Here is a 14,180-nt window from a genome sequence, read left to right as displayed (position 1 = left end):
CCGGGCAGGGGCCGGATCCCCGGACTCGAAGCTTGTCAGATCACCGGGGGCCGGCCCAGTCGGGTCAGCCGCCACACCGTACGCCACTTCATGGGGCGACGGGGCCCGCAGGGCGAGGTCCAGCCCTCCTTGAAGCCGCCGAACCACGCCTTGAGGGCGGAGCCCGAGGGGCGGCGCAGGAGGGTGAGGAGCAGCCAGACGCCCAGGTACACCGGGACGAGCGGGACGGGCAGGTTGCGCCGGGCGAGCCAGACGCGGTTGCGGGCCACCATGCGGTGGTACACCGCGTGCCGCGAGGGGGCGGTCGTCGGGTGGTACAGCACCATGTCCGACCGGTAGTCGATCATCCAGCCGGCGTCGAGGGCACGCCAGGCCAGGTCGGTCTCCTCGTGGGCGTAGAAGAACTCGTCCGGCAGTCCGCCGACCTCGGCGAGGACCTGGGTGCGCACCGCGTTGGCGCCGCCGAGGAACGTGGTCACGCGGGAGGAGCGCATCGGGTCGGAGGCACGCAGCCGGGGCACGTGCCGGCGCTGGGTGACGCCGGTGTCCGGGTCGGCGATGCGGAAGCTGATGATGCCGAGCGAGGGGTCCTCGGCGAACGCCTTCCGGCACAGCTCGGCGGTGTCGGTGTGCGCGAGCAGGCCGTCGTCGTCGAGGAAGAGCAGGATGTCGACGTCCCGGCCGCTGGGCCCGAAGGCCTCGATGCCGACGTTGCGCCCGCCGGGGATGCCCAGGTTCTCGGGCAGCTCGACGGTCTTGACGCCCTCGGGGACGTCGGGCACGGGCGAGCCGTTGCCGACGACCACGACCTCGACGGGGTCGCCGTCCTGCTTGGCGACGGAGTCGAGCAGGGCCCGCAGTTCGTCGGGGCGGTTGCCCATGGTGATGATCACCGCGCCGACCTTCATGCCCGCGTTCACTTCAGCCTGCTCGAGACGAGGACGGACACGAGGTGCAGCAGCGTCTGCAGCAGGGCGATGCCCGCGAGGACGGCGGTGCCGAGGCGGGTGAAGAACAGGTCGCCCCGGGCGGAGTCGAGGATCGCGAGGAGCAGGATCAGCAGGGACGCCTCTATGCCCAGGATCAGCCGGTGGAACTTCAGGGCGGCGGCGGCCTTGCGGGCGAGCGCCACGCCGGAGGAGCGCGGCTCGGAGGCGGACTCCTTCACCGGGGGCATGCCGTTCTGGTGGCGGGCGACACCGACCAGGTCGGTCTCCGCCTTGATGAGTATCGCGCCCAGCGCGGCGAGGGTCCCGAGGAAGGCCCACAGCCAGTCGATGCGGCCGGTGCCCCACAGGTCGGCGGCGCGCAGGCCGAGGCCGACCAGCACGGCGGCGTCGGTCAGGTAGGCGCCGACGCGGTCCATGTAGACGCCGGCGAGGGAGTACTGCTTGCGCCATCGGGCGATCTCGCCGTCGACGCAGTCGAGCAGCAGGTACAGCTGGACCGCGACCACCCCGAGGACCGCCCCCGTGATGCCGGGCACCAGGAGCGCGGGGGCAGCGAGGACACCGCAGAGGGTCATCAGATACGTGAGCTGGTTGGGGGTGACCCGGGTGTTCACCAGGTAGCGGTCGACCCGCAGGGACACCTCGCGCATGTAGAGGCGTCCCATCCAGTGCTCACCGCTGCGCCGGTCCTTGACCCCCGCGGGGTGCACGACCGGACGGAGTTCAGCTACCGATGGCCTTGACATAGTCGGCGTAGACGTCCTTGATCTGTTCGGTGGTCAGGGCGAGGTGTTCGAGGATGGTGAAGCGGCCGGGGCGGGTCTCGGGGGCGTACTCGACGACGCGGACGAACTCGTCGACGGAGAACCCGATCTCCTCGGGGAGCACCGGCAGCCCGTGCCGGCGCAGCACCTCGGCCATGGCCGCCGACTCCTCGTGCGCGCCGCGCAGGTACATCGCGAAGGCGGCGCCCAGTCCGCACTGCTCGCCGTGGGCGGCGGCGCGCTGCGGGTAGAGCAGGTCGAAGGCGTGGTTGATCTCGTGGCAGGCGCCGGAGGAGGGCCGGGAGTCGCCGGACACGGACATCGAGATGCCGGTGAGCACCAGGGCCTCGGCGAGCACCTGGAGGAAGCTGTCGTCGTCGACGCCGCCCGGGTGCCGGAGCACGGCCTCGCCGGCCTGGCGGGCCATGGCGGCGGCGAGTCCGTCGACCTTCTCGCCGTTGACGCGGTGGGACAGCTCCCAGTCGGCGACGGCGGAGATGTTGGAGACGACGTCGCCGATGCCCGAGCGGACGAACCGGACCGGGGCCTCGCGGATGACGTTGAGGTCGATCACGACCGCGATCGGGTTGGGCACGCCGTAGGAGCCGCGTCCCGCGTCGTTGTCGAGGGTGGCGACCGGCGAGCACAGGCCGTCGTGCGCCAGGTTGGTGGCGACCGCGACCAGGGGCAGGCCGACGCGCGCCGAGGCGAACTTGGCGCAGTCGATGATCTTCCCGCCGCCGAGGCCGACGACCGCGTCGTAACGGCCGCCCTGGATGGCGCCGGCCAGCCGGACCGCGTCGTCGATGGTGCCGCCGCCGACCTCGAACCAGTCGGCGCCGGGCAGCGACGGCGCGACACGGTCGCGCAGCCGGGCGCCGGAGCCGCCGCTGACGGCGATGGCGAGCCGGCCGGACTGCGAGATGCGCTCGTCCGCGAGGACGCAGGCCAGGTCGTCGAGGGCGCCGGGACGGATGTCGACGACGACCGGCGAGGGGATGAGCCGGGTCAGTACTGGCACGCGATCTCCCGTCCGCGGGCGAGGTCGTCGTGGTTGTCGATCTCGACCCACCGGACGTCGCCGATCGGCGCCACGTCGATCCGGAAGCCCCGGTTCACCAGCTCCTGGTAGCCGTCCTCGTAGTACAGCTGCGGGTCCCGCTCGAACGTCGCCTTCAGCGCGTCCGCCAGCGCCTCGGCCGCACCGCCCTCGATCAGCGTCACACCGATGTACTCGCCCGTCGCCTCCGCCGGGTCCATCAGCTTCGTGATCCGCCGCATCCCCTTCTCCGGGTCGACGACGACCTTCATCTCCTCGTCGGCGAGCCGCTTCACCGTGTCCAGCGCCAGGATGATCTGCCTGCCGTCACCCCGCGCGTCCAGCAGCGTCCGCTCCACCGACACCGGATGCACCGTGTCGCCGTTGGCGAGGATCACACCGTCCTTCAGGGCGTCCCGCGCACACCACAGCGAGTAGGCGTTGTTCCACTCCTCCGCCTTGTCGTTGTCGATGAGCGTCAGCTTCAGCCCGTACTTCGCCTCCAGCGCCGCCTGCCGCTCGTACACGGCCTCCTTGCGGTAGCCGACCACGACACCCACCTCGGTCAGCCCGATCTCCGCGAAGTTGCCCAGCGTCAGGTCCAGGACCGTGGGCTCCCCTTCCATGCCCGCGGGCCCCACCGGCACCAGCGCCTTGGGCAGCGTGTCGGTGTAGGGGCGCAGACGCCGGCCGGCGCCGGCCGCCAGCACGAGGCCGATCATGCGGGTTCTCCTTCGTCGTGTACGGCGGGCGCGCCACCCCGGTGGGCGGCGACCCAGAAGCGGATGCTCTCGGCGAGCACCACGAGAGCCACGGCCACGGCGAGGGCCGTGAGCGCGACGGTGAATCCGGACGCGGTGAGCACGGCCGCCAGGACGGCGACCGCCAGCGTGCGACCTTCGTGCCCCCCGATCGCCCGCACCAGCGGGCGCGGGGGCGCGCCCGCGTCGCCGCGGATGCGGTAGACCGTGTCGTAGTGATGGTAGGCGACCGCGGACACCAGTCCGTAAGCCGCGGGAAGGGCTCCGTTCACCTCCGCGTCGGCCGCCAGGACCAGGACGGTTCCGTACTCGGCGGCGCGGAACAGCGGCGGGACGAGCCAGTCGAGGCGGCCGGTGAGGGGGCGGCCGACGGCGGCGGCGGAGCAGATCACGTAGGCGACGGCGGCCAGGACGGTCTGCCATCCGGCGCCCCACACGAGGGCGGATCCCGTCACCAGCACCGCTCCGAGCGCGGCGGCGGCCGCACCGCCGCGGGCCCAGGGGCGGTGGAGCAGTTCGGAGAGCGGGCCGCCGTCGGCGAGGTCGGTCAGGGCCCGGGCGGCCTTGTCCCCCGCCCGGCCGCCGCGCAGGGAGCGCAGGACGCGTCCGGCGGTGGTGTACGCGGCGGCGAAGGCGCAGCCGGCGAGCAGCACCCAGAAGGTGACGCGGGGGCTGGTGGCGGCGGTGAGGACGGCGATCAGCGCCCAGCGCTCGCCGATCGGCAGGACGATCATGCGGCGCACCCAGACCGTCCACCCGACGCGGTCCAGGCGGTCCGACAGGGCCGCGGCGGGACCTTCCGCGGCCCCGGTCCTGGCCTCGGCGAAGGAGAAGTCGACGACGTGCCGGCAGGACTGGAGGATTATGGCGCCGAGCGCCAGGGCCCAGACGTCGTCGCCGGTACGGGCCGCGCCGAGGGCGAGGCCCGCGTAGAAGGCGTACTCCTTGGCCCGGTCGAACGTGGCGTCGAGCCAGGCGCCGAGCGTGGAGTACTGCAGCGAGTAGCGGGCGAGCTGGCCGTCGGCGCAGTCCAGCACGAACGAGCCGAGGAGCAGCACGCCGGCGGCGACGAATCCCGCGCGGGTGCCGGTCGCGGCGCAGCCGGCCGCGACCAGCGCGGTGAGCAGGGAGGCGGTGGTGACCTGGTTCGGGGTCAGTCCGCGGCGGGCGCACCAGCGCGCGAGGTGGCGCGAGTAGGGGCTGACGCAGAAGGTGGTGAAGAAGCCGTCGCGGGCCTTGACGGCGGACCTGAGGCGTACGGCCTCCTCGTCCACGGCGGCGACGGCCTGCCGGGCCTCGTTGCGGGCCTGCGGGTCGGCGGGCACGACGGCGACCAGGCTGCCGAGCCCGGGGCGGTGCACGCCGGTGTCGAGGGCGGCGGTGACCCGGTCCGGGAGGCCCTGCACGAGGGTGCCGTTGCCCGCGCCCTGCCCGGTCGCGGAGTTCTCGCGGGCCATCGCGCGGGTCAGGGCCTGGCGGCCCGACCGCTGGGCGGTGACGGCGCCGGGGATCGCGGAGAGCGGGAAGCGGGGGTCGGTCAGACCGAGCCGCAGGGCGTGCACGTGTCCGACGAACCGGGTGTCGACCAGGGCGACGCGTTCCTCCCCGGGGACCTCGGCGAGCAGCGTCTCGGCCTCCGCCGCGCCGGCGGCGGACCGCACGTCGAAGCCGAGGGAGCGCAGGTCGCCCTCGAGTGACGAACCGGGGACCGGGGGGCCGGTGACGATGGCGGTCGGCAACCGAAATCTCACTCCCTGGGGGCGACGCGTCCACGCCGGTCATGAACACGATGATGCGCCCGTACGAAGGCCCTGCGGGCGGCATGTCGGCAGAGGCTATCGGATACGCGGAAGCCCGCGTTCACCGCCCGTTCGACGGCCGGACCCACGCGGTTCGCCCGCTCCTGTGCCGCGCTCATCATCGGGGATACCGGCCCCGGCTCACAAACCGCGCCGGTGGCTCACCTTAGGGTGGACCACCATGACGTGGCTGATCACCGGCGGAGCCGGATACATCGGGGCCCATGTGGTGCGGGCCATGACGGACGCCGGGGAGCGGGTCGTCGTGCTGGACGACCTCTCCGCCGGGGTCCCGGCGCGGCTGCCCGAGGGCGTCCCGCTGGTCCGGGGCTCGGCGCTGGACGGCGACCTGCTGACCAAGGCGCTCGCCGAGCACGGCGTGACCGGGGTGCTGCACCTCGCCGCGCGCAAGCAGCCCGGAGAGTCGGTGGCCCTGCCCACCCGCTACTACCGGGAGAACCTGGGCGGTCTGGCGACCCTGCTGGACGCCGTCGCGGAGGCGGGCGTGCGGCGCTTCGTCTTCTCCTCGTCCGCGGCCGTCTACGGCGACCCGCACGTGGACCTCATCACGGAGGACACGCCCTGCGCCCCCGTGAACCCCTACGGCGAGACCAAGCTCGCCGGGGAGTGGCTGGTGCGGGCGGCGGGCCGGGCGCACGGCATCGACACGGTGTGCCTGCGCTACTTCAACGTCGCGGGCGCGGCGGTCCCCGAGCTGGCCGACACCGGCGTCTTCAACATCGTGCCGATGGTCTTCGACCGGCTCACCCGCGGCGAGGCCCCGCGCATCTTCGGCGACGACTACCCCACTCCGGACGGCACCTGCATCCGGGACTACATCCACGTGGCCGACCTCGCGGAGGCGCACCTCGCGGCGGTGCGCGCACTGGTCGAGGGCGGCTTCGACGGCGATCTGACGCTGAACGTCGGACGCGGCGAGGGCGTCTCCGTCCGCGAGCTGATCACGGTCGTCGGAGAGGTCACCGGCGACACCCGCACCCCTGTGGTCGAGGCGCGGCGCCCCGGCGACCCGCCCCGTGCGGTGGCCTCGGCCGCCCTCGCGAGCGAGCGTCTGGGCTGGACGGCGCGCCGTTCGGTGCGCGAGATGGTCGAGTCGGCCTGGCAGGGCTGGCAGCTCCTCCAGGGCGCCCCGCGCGCCTGACCTGCGGATCGTTTCCGCAGGTCAGGGCACATGACAACGGTGTTCAGTGCCGCGTTGCCTGATACCCCTGCCCCGTAGTTCACTGTGCTGCGGAAGGGCAGCGGCTGGGGCGCGACGGAAGGGCGGCGGCGGGCATGGGGGCAGGCCACGATCACGGGCACGCGCACGGGGCGCCGTCGGGCGGCACGGTCAGCGCGGCCTACCGGGGGAGGCTGCGGATCGCGCTGGGGATCACGGTCTTCGTCATGGTCGTGCAGATCGTCGGCGGCATGCTGGCCGACTCGCTCGCCCTGGTCGCCGACGCCGCCCACATGGCGACCGACGCCCTGGGGCTGGGGATGGCGCTGCTAGCCATCCACTTCGCGGGCCGGCCGCCGAGCGAGCGGCGCACCTTCGGGCTGGCCCGCGCGGAGATCCTCGCGGCGCTGGCCAACTGCCTGCTGCTGCTCGGCGTCGGCGGCTACGTTCTGTACGAGGCGGTCCAGCGGTTCATCACACCCGCGGCCACCGAGGGCGGCCTGGCGATGGTGTTCGGCGCCGTCGGCCTGGCCGCCAACCTGGTGTCGCTGTCGCTGCTGATGCGGGGGCAGAAGGAGAGCCTCAACGTCCGCGGCGCCTTCCTGGAGGTGGCTGCGGACGCGCTCGGCTCGGTCACGGTGATCGTGGCCGCGCTGGTGATCGTCACCACCGGCTGGACGGCCGCCGACCCGATCGCCTCCCTGGTCATCGCGCTGATGATCGTGCCGCGCACGCTGAGGCTGCTGCGCGAGACGCTCGACGTGCTGCTGGAGGCGGCGCCCAAGGGCGTGGACATGACGGAGGTGCGGGCGCACATCCTGAACACGCCGGGGGTGGAGGACGTGCACGACCTGCACGCCTGGACGATCACCTCGGGGATGCCGGTGCTCTCCGCGCACGTGGTGGTCAGCGCGGACACGCTGAACGCGATCGGGCACGAGAAGATGCTGCACGAGCTGCAGGACTGCCTGGGCGACCACTTCGACGTGCAGCACTGCACCTTCCAGCTGGAGCCCAGCGGGCACGCGCAGCACGAGGCGCGCCTGTGCCACTGAGGCGCCTGGGACTCCCCGTCCATCGGTGTCACGCGGCACCCAGGTGTCGCGCGCGGGGCCGCGCACGCCCCCGGGTGCGCCGACGCGCCGGGGAACGCAGCCTTCCGCCCCGGTGACGGGGTCTCCTCCTGCCGACGGGCGCCGACAGGTGCCGTACACGCGCATTTCCGACGCCTCACACGGGCACGATCGACGCGTATCCGGGGCCGTCCGGCTGCCGCCGTCGCCGCCCGTCGCGCCGGGGGCGGGACATGCGGGAGAGGACCGGAGTGCCGGGAGTGCCGGATTCGTGCGGCAGACTGGGGCGCGAACACCGAGTGAAGGATGGGTATGCCGATCACACCTGCCACCGCGACGAACAGCCCGTCGAGCGGCACCGCCGAGCCGATTTTGCTGGAACTGGTCGACGAGGAAGGCGTGACGGTCGGCACCGCGGAGAAGCTCTCCGCCCATCAGCCGCCCGGACAGCTGCACCGGGCCTTCTCCGTGTTCCTCTTCGACGAGCGCGGCCGGCTGCTGCTCCAGCAGCGGGCGCTCGGCAAGTACCACTCCCCCGGCGTGTGGTCGAACACCTGCTGCGGCCACCCGTACCCGGGCGAGGCGCCGTTCGCGGCGGCGGCCCGGCGGACGTACGAGGAGCTGGGGGTGTCTCCGTCGCTGATGGCGGAGGCGGGCACGGTCCGCTACAACCACCCGGACCCTGTCTCGGGCCTGGTGGAGCAGGAGTACAACCACCTCTTCGTCGGCATGGTGCAGTCGACGGTGCGGCCCGACGGGAACGAGGTCGCCGCCACGGCGTTCGTGACGCCCGAGGACCTGGCGGAGCGGCACGCGAAGGACACCTTCTCGGCGTGGTTCATGACCGTGCTGGACGCGGCGCGGCCCGCCGTGCGGGAGCTGACGGGCCCGTCGGCCGGGTGGTGACGGCGACGCCGTACGGCGCGTCCCGTCCTGTGGAGGGGCGGGGGGTGCGTCCCGTCCGGCGGGGCGCGGGCGCGGTACTCCGCGGTCAGTAGGTCTGCGCGGGCTTGAGCGGCAGGGCGGCCCAGATCACCTTGCCGCCGGTGGAGGTGTGCTCCACCTCGCAGGCCCCGCCTGCCTCGCGCGTGATCTCGCGCACCAGCAGCAGTCCCCGGCCGCCGGTGCGGCCGTAGTCGTTCTCCAGGGCGGTGGGGCGGTACGGATGGTTGTCCTCCACGGACACCCGGACCCACTCGGCGCCCACCGCGACCTCGACGGCGAGCATCGGGGACAGCAGCGCCGCGTGTTTGACCGCGTTGGTGACCAGTTCGGAGACGATCAGCAGCAGCCCCTGCACCACGTCGTCCGCGACCGGCACCCCCTGCCGCAGCAGCAGGTCCCGCACGGCGTGCCGGGCCTGTGGCACCGAGGCGTCCACGGCAGGGGCGGTGAACCGCCAGACACCTTCGTACGGCAGCGGATCGCCACCCTCACGCTCGATTGTCACCACACGTCGAGTGTTGGGACCGATCGCCTCCGCCCTTCCACGCTGAACACAAGTCAGCAGATATCGAGCGCTTCCGACCGTTCACGCCCGACTCGGTCGAGCGCGGGACCGTTCGGGTCCGGTCTGTGCCGTTCCGGTTGCTCTCCCTGTTCCCGGCTGTTCCGGCGCCCGCTACTTGCCGGCGACCATGCCCACGATGCGCCGGCCGCCGTAGCCGGTGGCGATCAGTCCCAGCCCGTCGAACAGCAGGGACAGCGAGAAGAACGTGCCGATGACGTACTTGCTGCTGCTCGGCCAGGTGGCCAGGACCAGGACGCCGAGGAGCAGGCCGAAGGCGCCCTGCACCAGCGTCCAGCCGAACTGCGGGCCGCGCACCACCAGGCTGCCGACCAGCCGGAACACGCCGCCGGTCAGGAACAGCAGCGCCGCGAACATGGTCAGCGCCTCGGCCGCGGCCTCCGGCGTCTTGATGATCACCACTCCGGCCGCGATGTTCAGAGCGGCGACGACCACGCCCAGCCAGAAGAAGTTCGTGTGCCGCGCCTGCACCGCGTGCAGCAGCCCGACGAGGCCGCCGACCAGCAGCAGCCAGCCGAAGAGCAGCATCGTGGTGAGCGTGGCGGCGGCCGTGTAGATCAGGCCGATCAGCCCGGCGACGACGAGGATCACCCCGAGCACGGCGAGGATGCCGAAGCCGCGCTTCAGTTTCGCCGTGTCGCCCCGCGGGCCCGCCGCTCCGGTGGACCTGGTCATGGCTGCCTCCTGGGTCTGGTCCCCCGGTTCCCTACGCTTCCGCTCCCTCGTGTCCCCCGCCCTCGGCCGTCGTAACGCCGGGCCCCGGCCCGCCGTCCGGGGCGGTGACCGCGGCGGATAGCATCCGGCGCATGGAGGAGCCGAAGCTGCTGCACAGCGTGACCGCCTCGGTCGCCAAGGTCGTCGTCCGTCATCCCGCGAAGCGCAACGCGATGACGGCCGCGATGTGGGCGTCCCTGCCCCCGCTGCTCGGCGCGCTGGCGGAGGATCCGGCCGTGCGGGCGCTGGTGCTCACCGGCGACGGCAACACCTTCTGCGCCGGGGCGGACATCTCCACGCTGCAGGGGTCGCCGCTCGAGGCGCAGCGGCTGGCCGTCGCCGCCGAGGAGGCCCTTGCGGCCTTTCCCAAGCCGACCCTGGCCGCCGTGCGCGGGCACTGCGTCGGCGGCGGGGCGCAGCTCGCGGCCGCCTGCGACCTGCGGTTCGCCGAGGAGGGCGCGCTCTTCGGGGTGACTCCGGCGAGGCTCGGCATCGTCTACCCGTCCTCGGCGACCCGGCGGCTGGTGTCGCTGGTGGGCCCGGCGACCGCGAAGTACCTCCTCTTCTCGGGCGAGCTGATCGGCACGGAGCGGGCGCTGCGCGCGGGACTGGTGGACGAGGTGCTGCCGGCGGGCGGACTGGACGCGCGGGTCGCGGAGTTCACCCGGGTCCTGGCGTCCCGGTCGCTGCTGACGCAGGCGGCGGCGAAGGAGTTCGCCGACGGCCGCACCGACCGCGACGACCACTGGCACAAGGCGGCCGCCGCGAGCGAGGACACCGCGGAGGGGGTGGCGGCGTTCCTGGAGCGCAGGGCGCCGCGGTTCACCTGGAACGCGGTCACGTCAGGATGAACCGGCTCTTCTTCCGGAACTCCTCGACGAGGTGCGCGGGGGCCTCGCGCGGCGAGCCCGCGTCGTAGGGCGGGCGCGGGTCGTACTCGGTGAGCGGCTGGACGGCCTGCGCGTGCTCGTCGCCGGCGGGACGGCCGAGCAGGGTGAGCCCCGTGTCGGTGCCGGAGGAGACGCCGGCCGCAGTGACGTACTTGCCGTCGGTGACCACCCGTTCCCCGGTTGCCTCGGCGCCGTACCGCTCGAGGTGGCCGAGCGCGAGCCAGTGGGAGGCGGCCCGGCGTAAACGGAGCAGTCCGGCCGCCGCGAGCAGCAGCGAGCCCGTGCACACGGACGCGGTCCAGGTGCTGGAGGCGTCGGCGGCGCGCAGCCGGTCGAGCAGCGCCTCGTTGTCCATCTGCGCGGACTGGCCGGGCCCGCCGGGGACCACGACGACGTCGGGGCGCGGTACGTGGGCCAGGGAGCGGTGGGCGGCGAGCGCGAGGGATCCGGCGTCGTTGCGGACCGGGCCGGGCCGCTCGGCGACCAGGACGGTCTCGGCGCCGGGAAGGCGGACGAGCATCTCGTGAGGGCCCACGGCGTCGAGTGCGGTGAAGCGGTCGAGGAGAACGACGGCGATCTGCGTCGGAGGCCTTTCTGGTACGGGTGACCGGTGCGGGTGGTCGGGAAAGGGCGTTCAGTCCCGGGCGAGCGCGGGAGCCGGGTGGAAGCGGCGGCGGTACTCCGCCGGTGAGACGCCGAGGGTCCGGACGAAGGCGCGGCACTTCACCACCCGCCATGCCCCCGCGCGGGACCGGAGGACCGCAGGGGGCATGTTGAAGCGTGGACGAGGTACCCGCAGGGTGTCCGGCCGGAGGGGCCGGACGACGAAAGGGGAGATACGTGTTCCGTGCCATCGCAGACGTACTGCGCCAGATCGGCGGCGCCGTCGCCACCGTCGTGACCCTGCCGTTCCGGGCGCTCGCCCGGCTGTTCGGAGGCGCGTCCTCCACCGCGCGCGGGCGTCGCGCCTGAGTCCGCCCGGGGGGTCTCGGGGCGCGTCGCCGCCCTGATCCCCGATTGTCGTCGTCACCTGCCACAATTGCCGCGCAACCTCAGTGGAGAAGGCGGTACGGGAACGTGACGACACCCCTCGCAGGGTCCATCGAAGGCAGGATCGCCGAGGAACTCGGCGTACGGGAGCGGCAGGTCAGGGCCGCCGTGGAACTGCTCGACGGCGGTTCGACGGTGCCCTTCATCGCCCGCTACCGCAAGGAAGCGACCGAGATGCTCGACGATGCGCAGCTGCGCACGCTCGAGGAGCGGCTGCGCTATCTGCGGGAGCTGGAGGAGCGCCGCTCGGCGATTCTCGACTCGGTGCGTGAGCAGGGCAAGCTCACCGAGGAGCTCGAGGCCCGCATCCGGGGCGCGGAGACCAAGGCGCGCCTGGAGGACATCTACCTGCCGTTCAAGCCCAAGCGGCGCACCAAGGCGCAGATCGCCCGCGAGGCGGGCCTTGAGCCGTTGGCGGAAGGGCTGCTCACCGATCCCGGTGTCGAGCCCCTCGCCGCGGCCGCCGCGTTCGTGGACGCCGAGAAGGGCGTCGCCGATCCGCAGGCCGCGCTGGACGGCGCGCGCGCCATCCTCACCGAGCGCTTCTCCGAGGACGCCGACCTGATCGGCGAGCTGCGCGAGCGCATGTGGGTACGCGGTCGGCTGGCGGCGAAGGTGCGGGAGGGCAAGGAGGAGGCGGGCGCCAAGTTCGCCGACTACTTCGACTTCTCCGAGCCGTTCACCGAGCTGCCCTCGCACCGGGTGCTGGCGATGCTGCGCGGCGAGAAGGAGGAGGTCCTCGACCTCGTTCTGGAGCCGGAGGAGCCCACCGACGGCCCGTCGTCGTACGAGGGCATCGTCGCCCAGCGGTTCGGGATCGCCGACCGGGGCCGCCCGGGCGACAAGTGGCTGCTGGACACGGTCCGCTGGGCCTGGCGCACACGCGTCCTGGTGCACCTGGGCATCGACCTCCGCCTGCGGCTGCGCACGGCCGCCGAGGACGAGGCGGTGCGGGTCTTCGCCGCCAACCTGCGCGACCTGCTGCTCGCCGCCCCGGCCGGGACGCGCGCGACGCTCGGCCTCGACCCCGGATTCCGCACCGGTGTGAAGGTCGCGGTGGTCGACGCGACCGGCAAGGTCGTCGCCACGGACGTCATCCACCCGCATGTCCCGGCGAACCGCTGGGGCGAGGCGATCGCCAAGCTGGCACGGCTGGCGAAGGAGCACGCGGTCGAGCTGATCGCCATCGGCAACGGCACGGCGTCCCGCGAGACCGACAAGCTCGCCGGTGAGCTCATCGCCAAGCACCCCGAGCTGAAGCTGACGAAGGTGATGGTGTCCGAGGCGGGCGCCTCCGTGTACTCGGCGTCCGCGTTCGCCTCGCAGGAGCTGCCCGACATGGACGTGTCGCTGCGCGGTGCGGTGTCCATCGCCCGCCGCCTCCAGGACCCGCTGGCGGAGCTGGTGAAGATCGACCCGAAGTCGATCGGCGTCGGCCAGTACCAGCACGACCTGTCCGAGGTGAAGCTGTCGCGTTCGCTGGACGCGGTCGTCGAGGACTGTGTGAACGGCGTCGGCGTGGACGTCAACACCGCGTCCGCCCCGCTGCTCGCCCGGGTGTCCGGCATCTCCTCCGGTCTCGCGGAGAACATCGTGGCGCACCGCGACTCCAACGGCCCGTTCACGTCCCGCTCCGAGCTGAAGAAGGTGGCCCGCCTCGGCCCGAAGGCGTACGAGCAGTGCGCGGGCTTCCTGCGGATCCGCGGCGGCGACCCGCTGGACGCCTCCAGCGTGCACCCCGAGGCGTACCCGGTGGTCCGGCGGATGGTGAAGACCACCGGGCAGGAGGTGGCCTCGCTCGTCGGCAACACGGCGGTGCTGCGCTCACTGCGCCCGCAGGACTTCGTGGACGACACCTTCGGTCTGCCGACCGTGTCCGACATCCTCAAGGAGCTGGAGAAGCCGGGCCGCGACCCGCGTCCGGCGTTCAAGACCGCCGCCTTCAAGGAGGGCGTGGAGAAGATCTCCGACCTGTCCTCCGGGATGATCCTGGAGGGCGTGGTGACGAACGTGGCCGCGTTCGGCGCGTTCGTCGACGTCGGCGTCCACCAGGACGGCCTGGTGCACGTGTCCGCGATGTCGAAGGCGTTCGTCAAGGACCCGCGGGACGTGGTGAAGCCGGGCGACATCGTCAAGGTGAAGGTGCTGGACGTCGACATCCCGCGCAAGCGGATCTCGCTGACGCTGCGTCTGGACGACGAGGCGGCCCCGCGGAGCGGGCAGGAGGGCGGCGAGCGCAGGCAGCGCGGCGGGCGGCCCCCGCAGCAGCGCCAGGGCGGCCGGCAGCGCCAGGACGGCCGCGGCGGTGGCGGTGGCGATGGCGGTGGCAACCGTGCGCGTCAGGCGCCCGCCCCGGCCAACAGCGCGATGGCGGACGCCCTGCGCCGCGCGGGTCTGCTGGACCCGAAGAGCGGCCGCCGCTGAGCGGTGGA

The 14,180-nt window shown here is 73.0% G+C and carries 14 protein-coding genes; 6 read left to right on the top strand and 8 right to left on the bottom strand.

All coding sequences use genetic code 11. The annotated features are described in order from the left end of the window. Positions 1-35: 35 nt before the first annotated feature. The 5 genes from MTR79_RS12670 to MTR79_RS12650 are packed head-to-tail and all read right to left on the bottom strand — an operon-like array spanning position 36 to position 5,253. Positions 36-920: a glycosyltransferase gene (locus tag MTR79_RS12670; protein WP_086703603.1), complete on the bottom strand. Its 885-nt coding sequence runs from the start codon at positions 918-920 to the stop codon at positions 36-38. Next, positions 917-1,660, bottom strand: coding sequence for a CDP-alcohol phosphatidyltransferase family protein (locus MTR79_RS12665; RefSeq protein WP_244790212.1), 744 nt, complete (start codon positions 1,658-1,660; stop codon positions 917-919). Before MTR79_RS12665 ends, MTR79_RS12670 begins: the two co-directional genes overlap by 4 nt. A 13-nt stretch (positions 1,661-1,673) precedes the next feature. Beyond that, a complete protein-coding gene (locus tag MTR79_RS12660; RefSeq protein ID WP_048460824.1) occupies positions 1,674-2,735 on the bottom strand; it encodes an iron-containing alcohol dehydrogenase family protein in 1,062 nt (353 codons plus the stop codon). Then, positions 2,723-3,475, bottom strand: a complete 753-nt coding sequence (locus MTR79_RS12655) for a phosphocholine cytidylyltransferase family protein (RefSeq protein ID WP_244790210.1) — start codon at positions 3,473-3,475, stop codon at positions 2,723-2,725. Before MTR79_RS12655 ends, MTR79_RS12660 begins: the two co-directional genes overlap by 13 nt. Beyond that, positions 3,472-5,253: a DUF5941 domain-containing protein gene (locus tag MTR79_RS12650; RefSeq protein ID WP_244790208.1), complete on the bottom strand. Its 1,782-nt coding sequence runs from the start codon at positions 5,251-5,253 to the stop codon at positions 3,472-3,474. Before MTR79_RS12650 ends, MTR79_RS12655 begins: the two co-directional genes overlap by 4 nt. A gap of 241 nt (positions 5,254-5,494) precedes the next feature. Here MTR79_RS12650 and galE point away from each other — a divergent pair, with 241 nt between their 5' ends. From galE to idi, 3 genes are all read left to right on the top strand, one after another. After that, entirely contained in the window at positions 5,495-6,475 is a 981-nt protein-coding gene (galE, locus tag MTR79_RS12645; protein WP_244790206.1) for a UDP-glucose 4-epimerase GalE, read from the top strand. Between the two features lie 134 nt (positions 6,476-6,609). Then, positions 6,610-7,548 (top strand): cation diffusion facilitator family transporter, encoded by a 939-nt coding sequence (locus MTR79_RS12640; RefSeq protein ID WP_086702523.1) that lies wholly within the window; start codon positions 6,610-6,612, stop codon positions 7,546-7,548. Between the two features lie 330 nt (positions 7,549-7,878). Further along, positions 7,879-8,472, top strand: a complete 594-nt coding sequence (idi, locus tag MTR79_RS12635; protein ID WP_086702522.1) for an isopentenyl-diphosphate Delta-isomerase — start codon at positions 7,879-7,881, stop codon at positions 8,470-8,472. Positions 8,473-8,557: 85 nt separating this feature from the next. Here the strand turns inward: idi and MTR79_RS12630 are convergent, their stop codons facing one another. Next, positions 8,558-9,019: an ATP-binding protein gene (locus MTR79_RS12630; protein ID WP_048460197.1), complete on the bottom strand. Its 462-nt coding sequence runs from the start codon at positions 9,017-9,019 to the stop codon at positions 8,558-8,560. A gap of 168 nt (positions 9,020-9,187) precedes the next feature. Beyond that, the gene (locus MTR79_RS12625; RefSeq protein ID WP_244790204.1) at positions 9,188-9,769 is read right to left on the bottom strand and encodes a DUF308 domain-containing protein; all 582 of its coding nucleotides are present in this window, start codon (positions 9,767-9,769) and stop codon (positions 9,188-9,190) included. A 131-nt stretch (positions 9,770-9,900) separates the two neighbouring features. On the opposite strand from MTR79_RS12625, the gene MTR79_RS12620 reads away from it, so the two are divergent. After that, positions 9,901-10,659 carry an enoyl-CoA hydratase-related protein gene (locus tag MTR79_RS12620; protein WP_244790203.1) on the top strand — a complete coding sequence of 253 codons (759 nt, stop codon included), beginning with the start codon at positions 9,901-9,903 and terminating at the stop codon, positions 10,657-10,659. Here the strand turns inward: MTR79_RS12620 and MTR79_RS12615 are convergent. Continuing rightward, positions 10,646-11,275, bottom strand: coding sequence for a DJ-1/PfpI family protein (locus MTR79_RS12615; RefSeq protein WP_280518389.1), 630 nt, complete (start codon positions 11,273-11,275; stop codon positions 10,646-10,648). The two genes, MTR79_RS12620 and MTR79_RS12615, sit on opposite strands and share 14 nt — an antisense overlap. A gap of 263 nt (positions 11,276-11,538) precedes the next feature. Here MTR79_RS12615 and MTR79_RS33575 point away from each other — a divergent pair, with 263 nt between their 5' ends. After that, on the top strand, positions 11,539-11,670 hold the full coding sequence (locus tag MTR79_RS33575; protein WP_251100090.1) for an LPFR motif small protein: 132 nt from the start codon (positions 11,539-11,541) through the stop codon (positions 11,668-11,670). Positions 11,671-11,775: 105 nt separating this feature from the next. After that, entirely contained in the window at positions 11,776-14,172 is a 2,397-nt protein-coding gene (locus MTR79_RS12610) for a Tex family protein (protein ID WP_244790202.1), read from the top strand. The last annotated feature ends 8 nt before the right edge of the window (positions 14,173-14,180 follow it).

The sequence above is a fragment of the Streptomyces sp. BJ20 genome (assembly GCF_022869105.1).
GTDB lineage: Bacteria > Actinomycetota > Actinomycetes > Streptomycetales > Streptomycetaceae > Streptomyces > Streptomyces griseoincarnatus.
This window is presented reverse-complemented; position numbering and strand designations above follow the sequence as displayed.

What these genes read in the sequence shown, in the direction of transcription:
- MTR79_RS12655 (WP_244790210.1), bottom strand. Translation starts at nt 3,475, where the DNA reads ATGATCGGCCTCGTGCTGGCGGCCGGCGCCGGCCGGCGTCTGCGCCCC.
- galE (WP_244790206.1), top strand. Translation starts at nt 5,495, where the DNA reads ATGACGTGGCTGATCACCGGCGGAGCCGGATACATCGGGGCCCATGTG.
- MTR79_RS12640 (WP_086702523.1), top strand. Translation starts at nt 6,610, where the DNA reads ATGGGGGCAGGCCACGATCACGGGCACGCGCACGGGGCGCCGTCGGGC.
- idi (WP_086702522.1), top strand. Translation starts at nt 7,879, where the DNA reads ATGCCGATCACACCTGCCACCGCGACGAACAGCCCGTCGAGCGGCACC.
- MTR79_RS12625 (WP_244790204.1), bottom strand. Translation starts at nt 9,769, where the DNA reads ATGACCAGGTCCACCGGAGCGGCGGGCCCGCGGGGCGACACGGCGAAA.
- MTR79_RS12620 (WP_244790203.1), top strand. Translation starts at nt 9,901, where the DNA reads ATGGAGGAGCCGAAGCTGCTGCACAGCGTGACCGCCTCGGTCGCCAAG.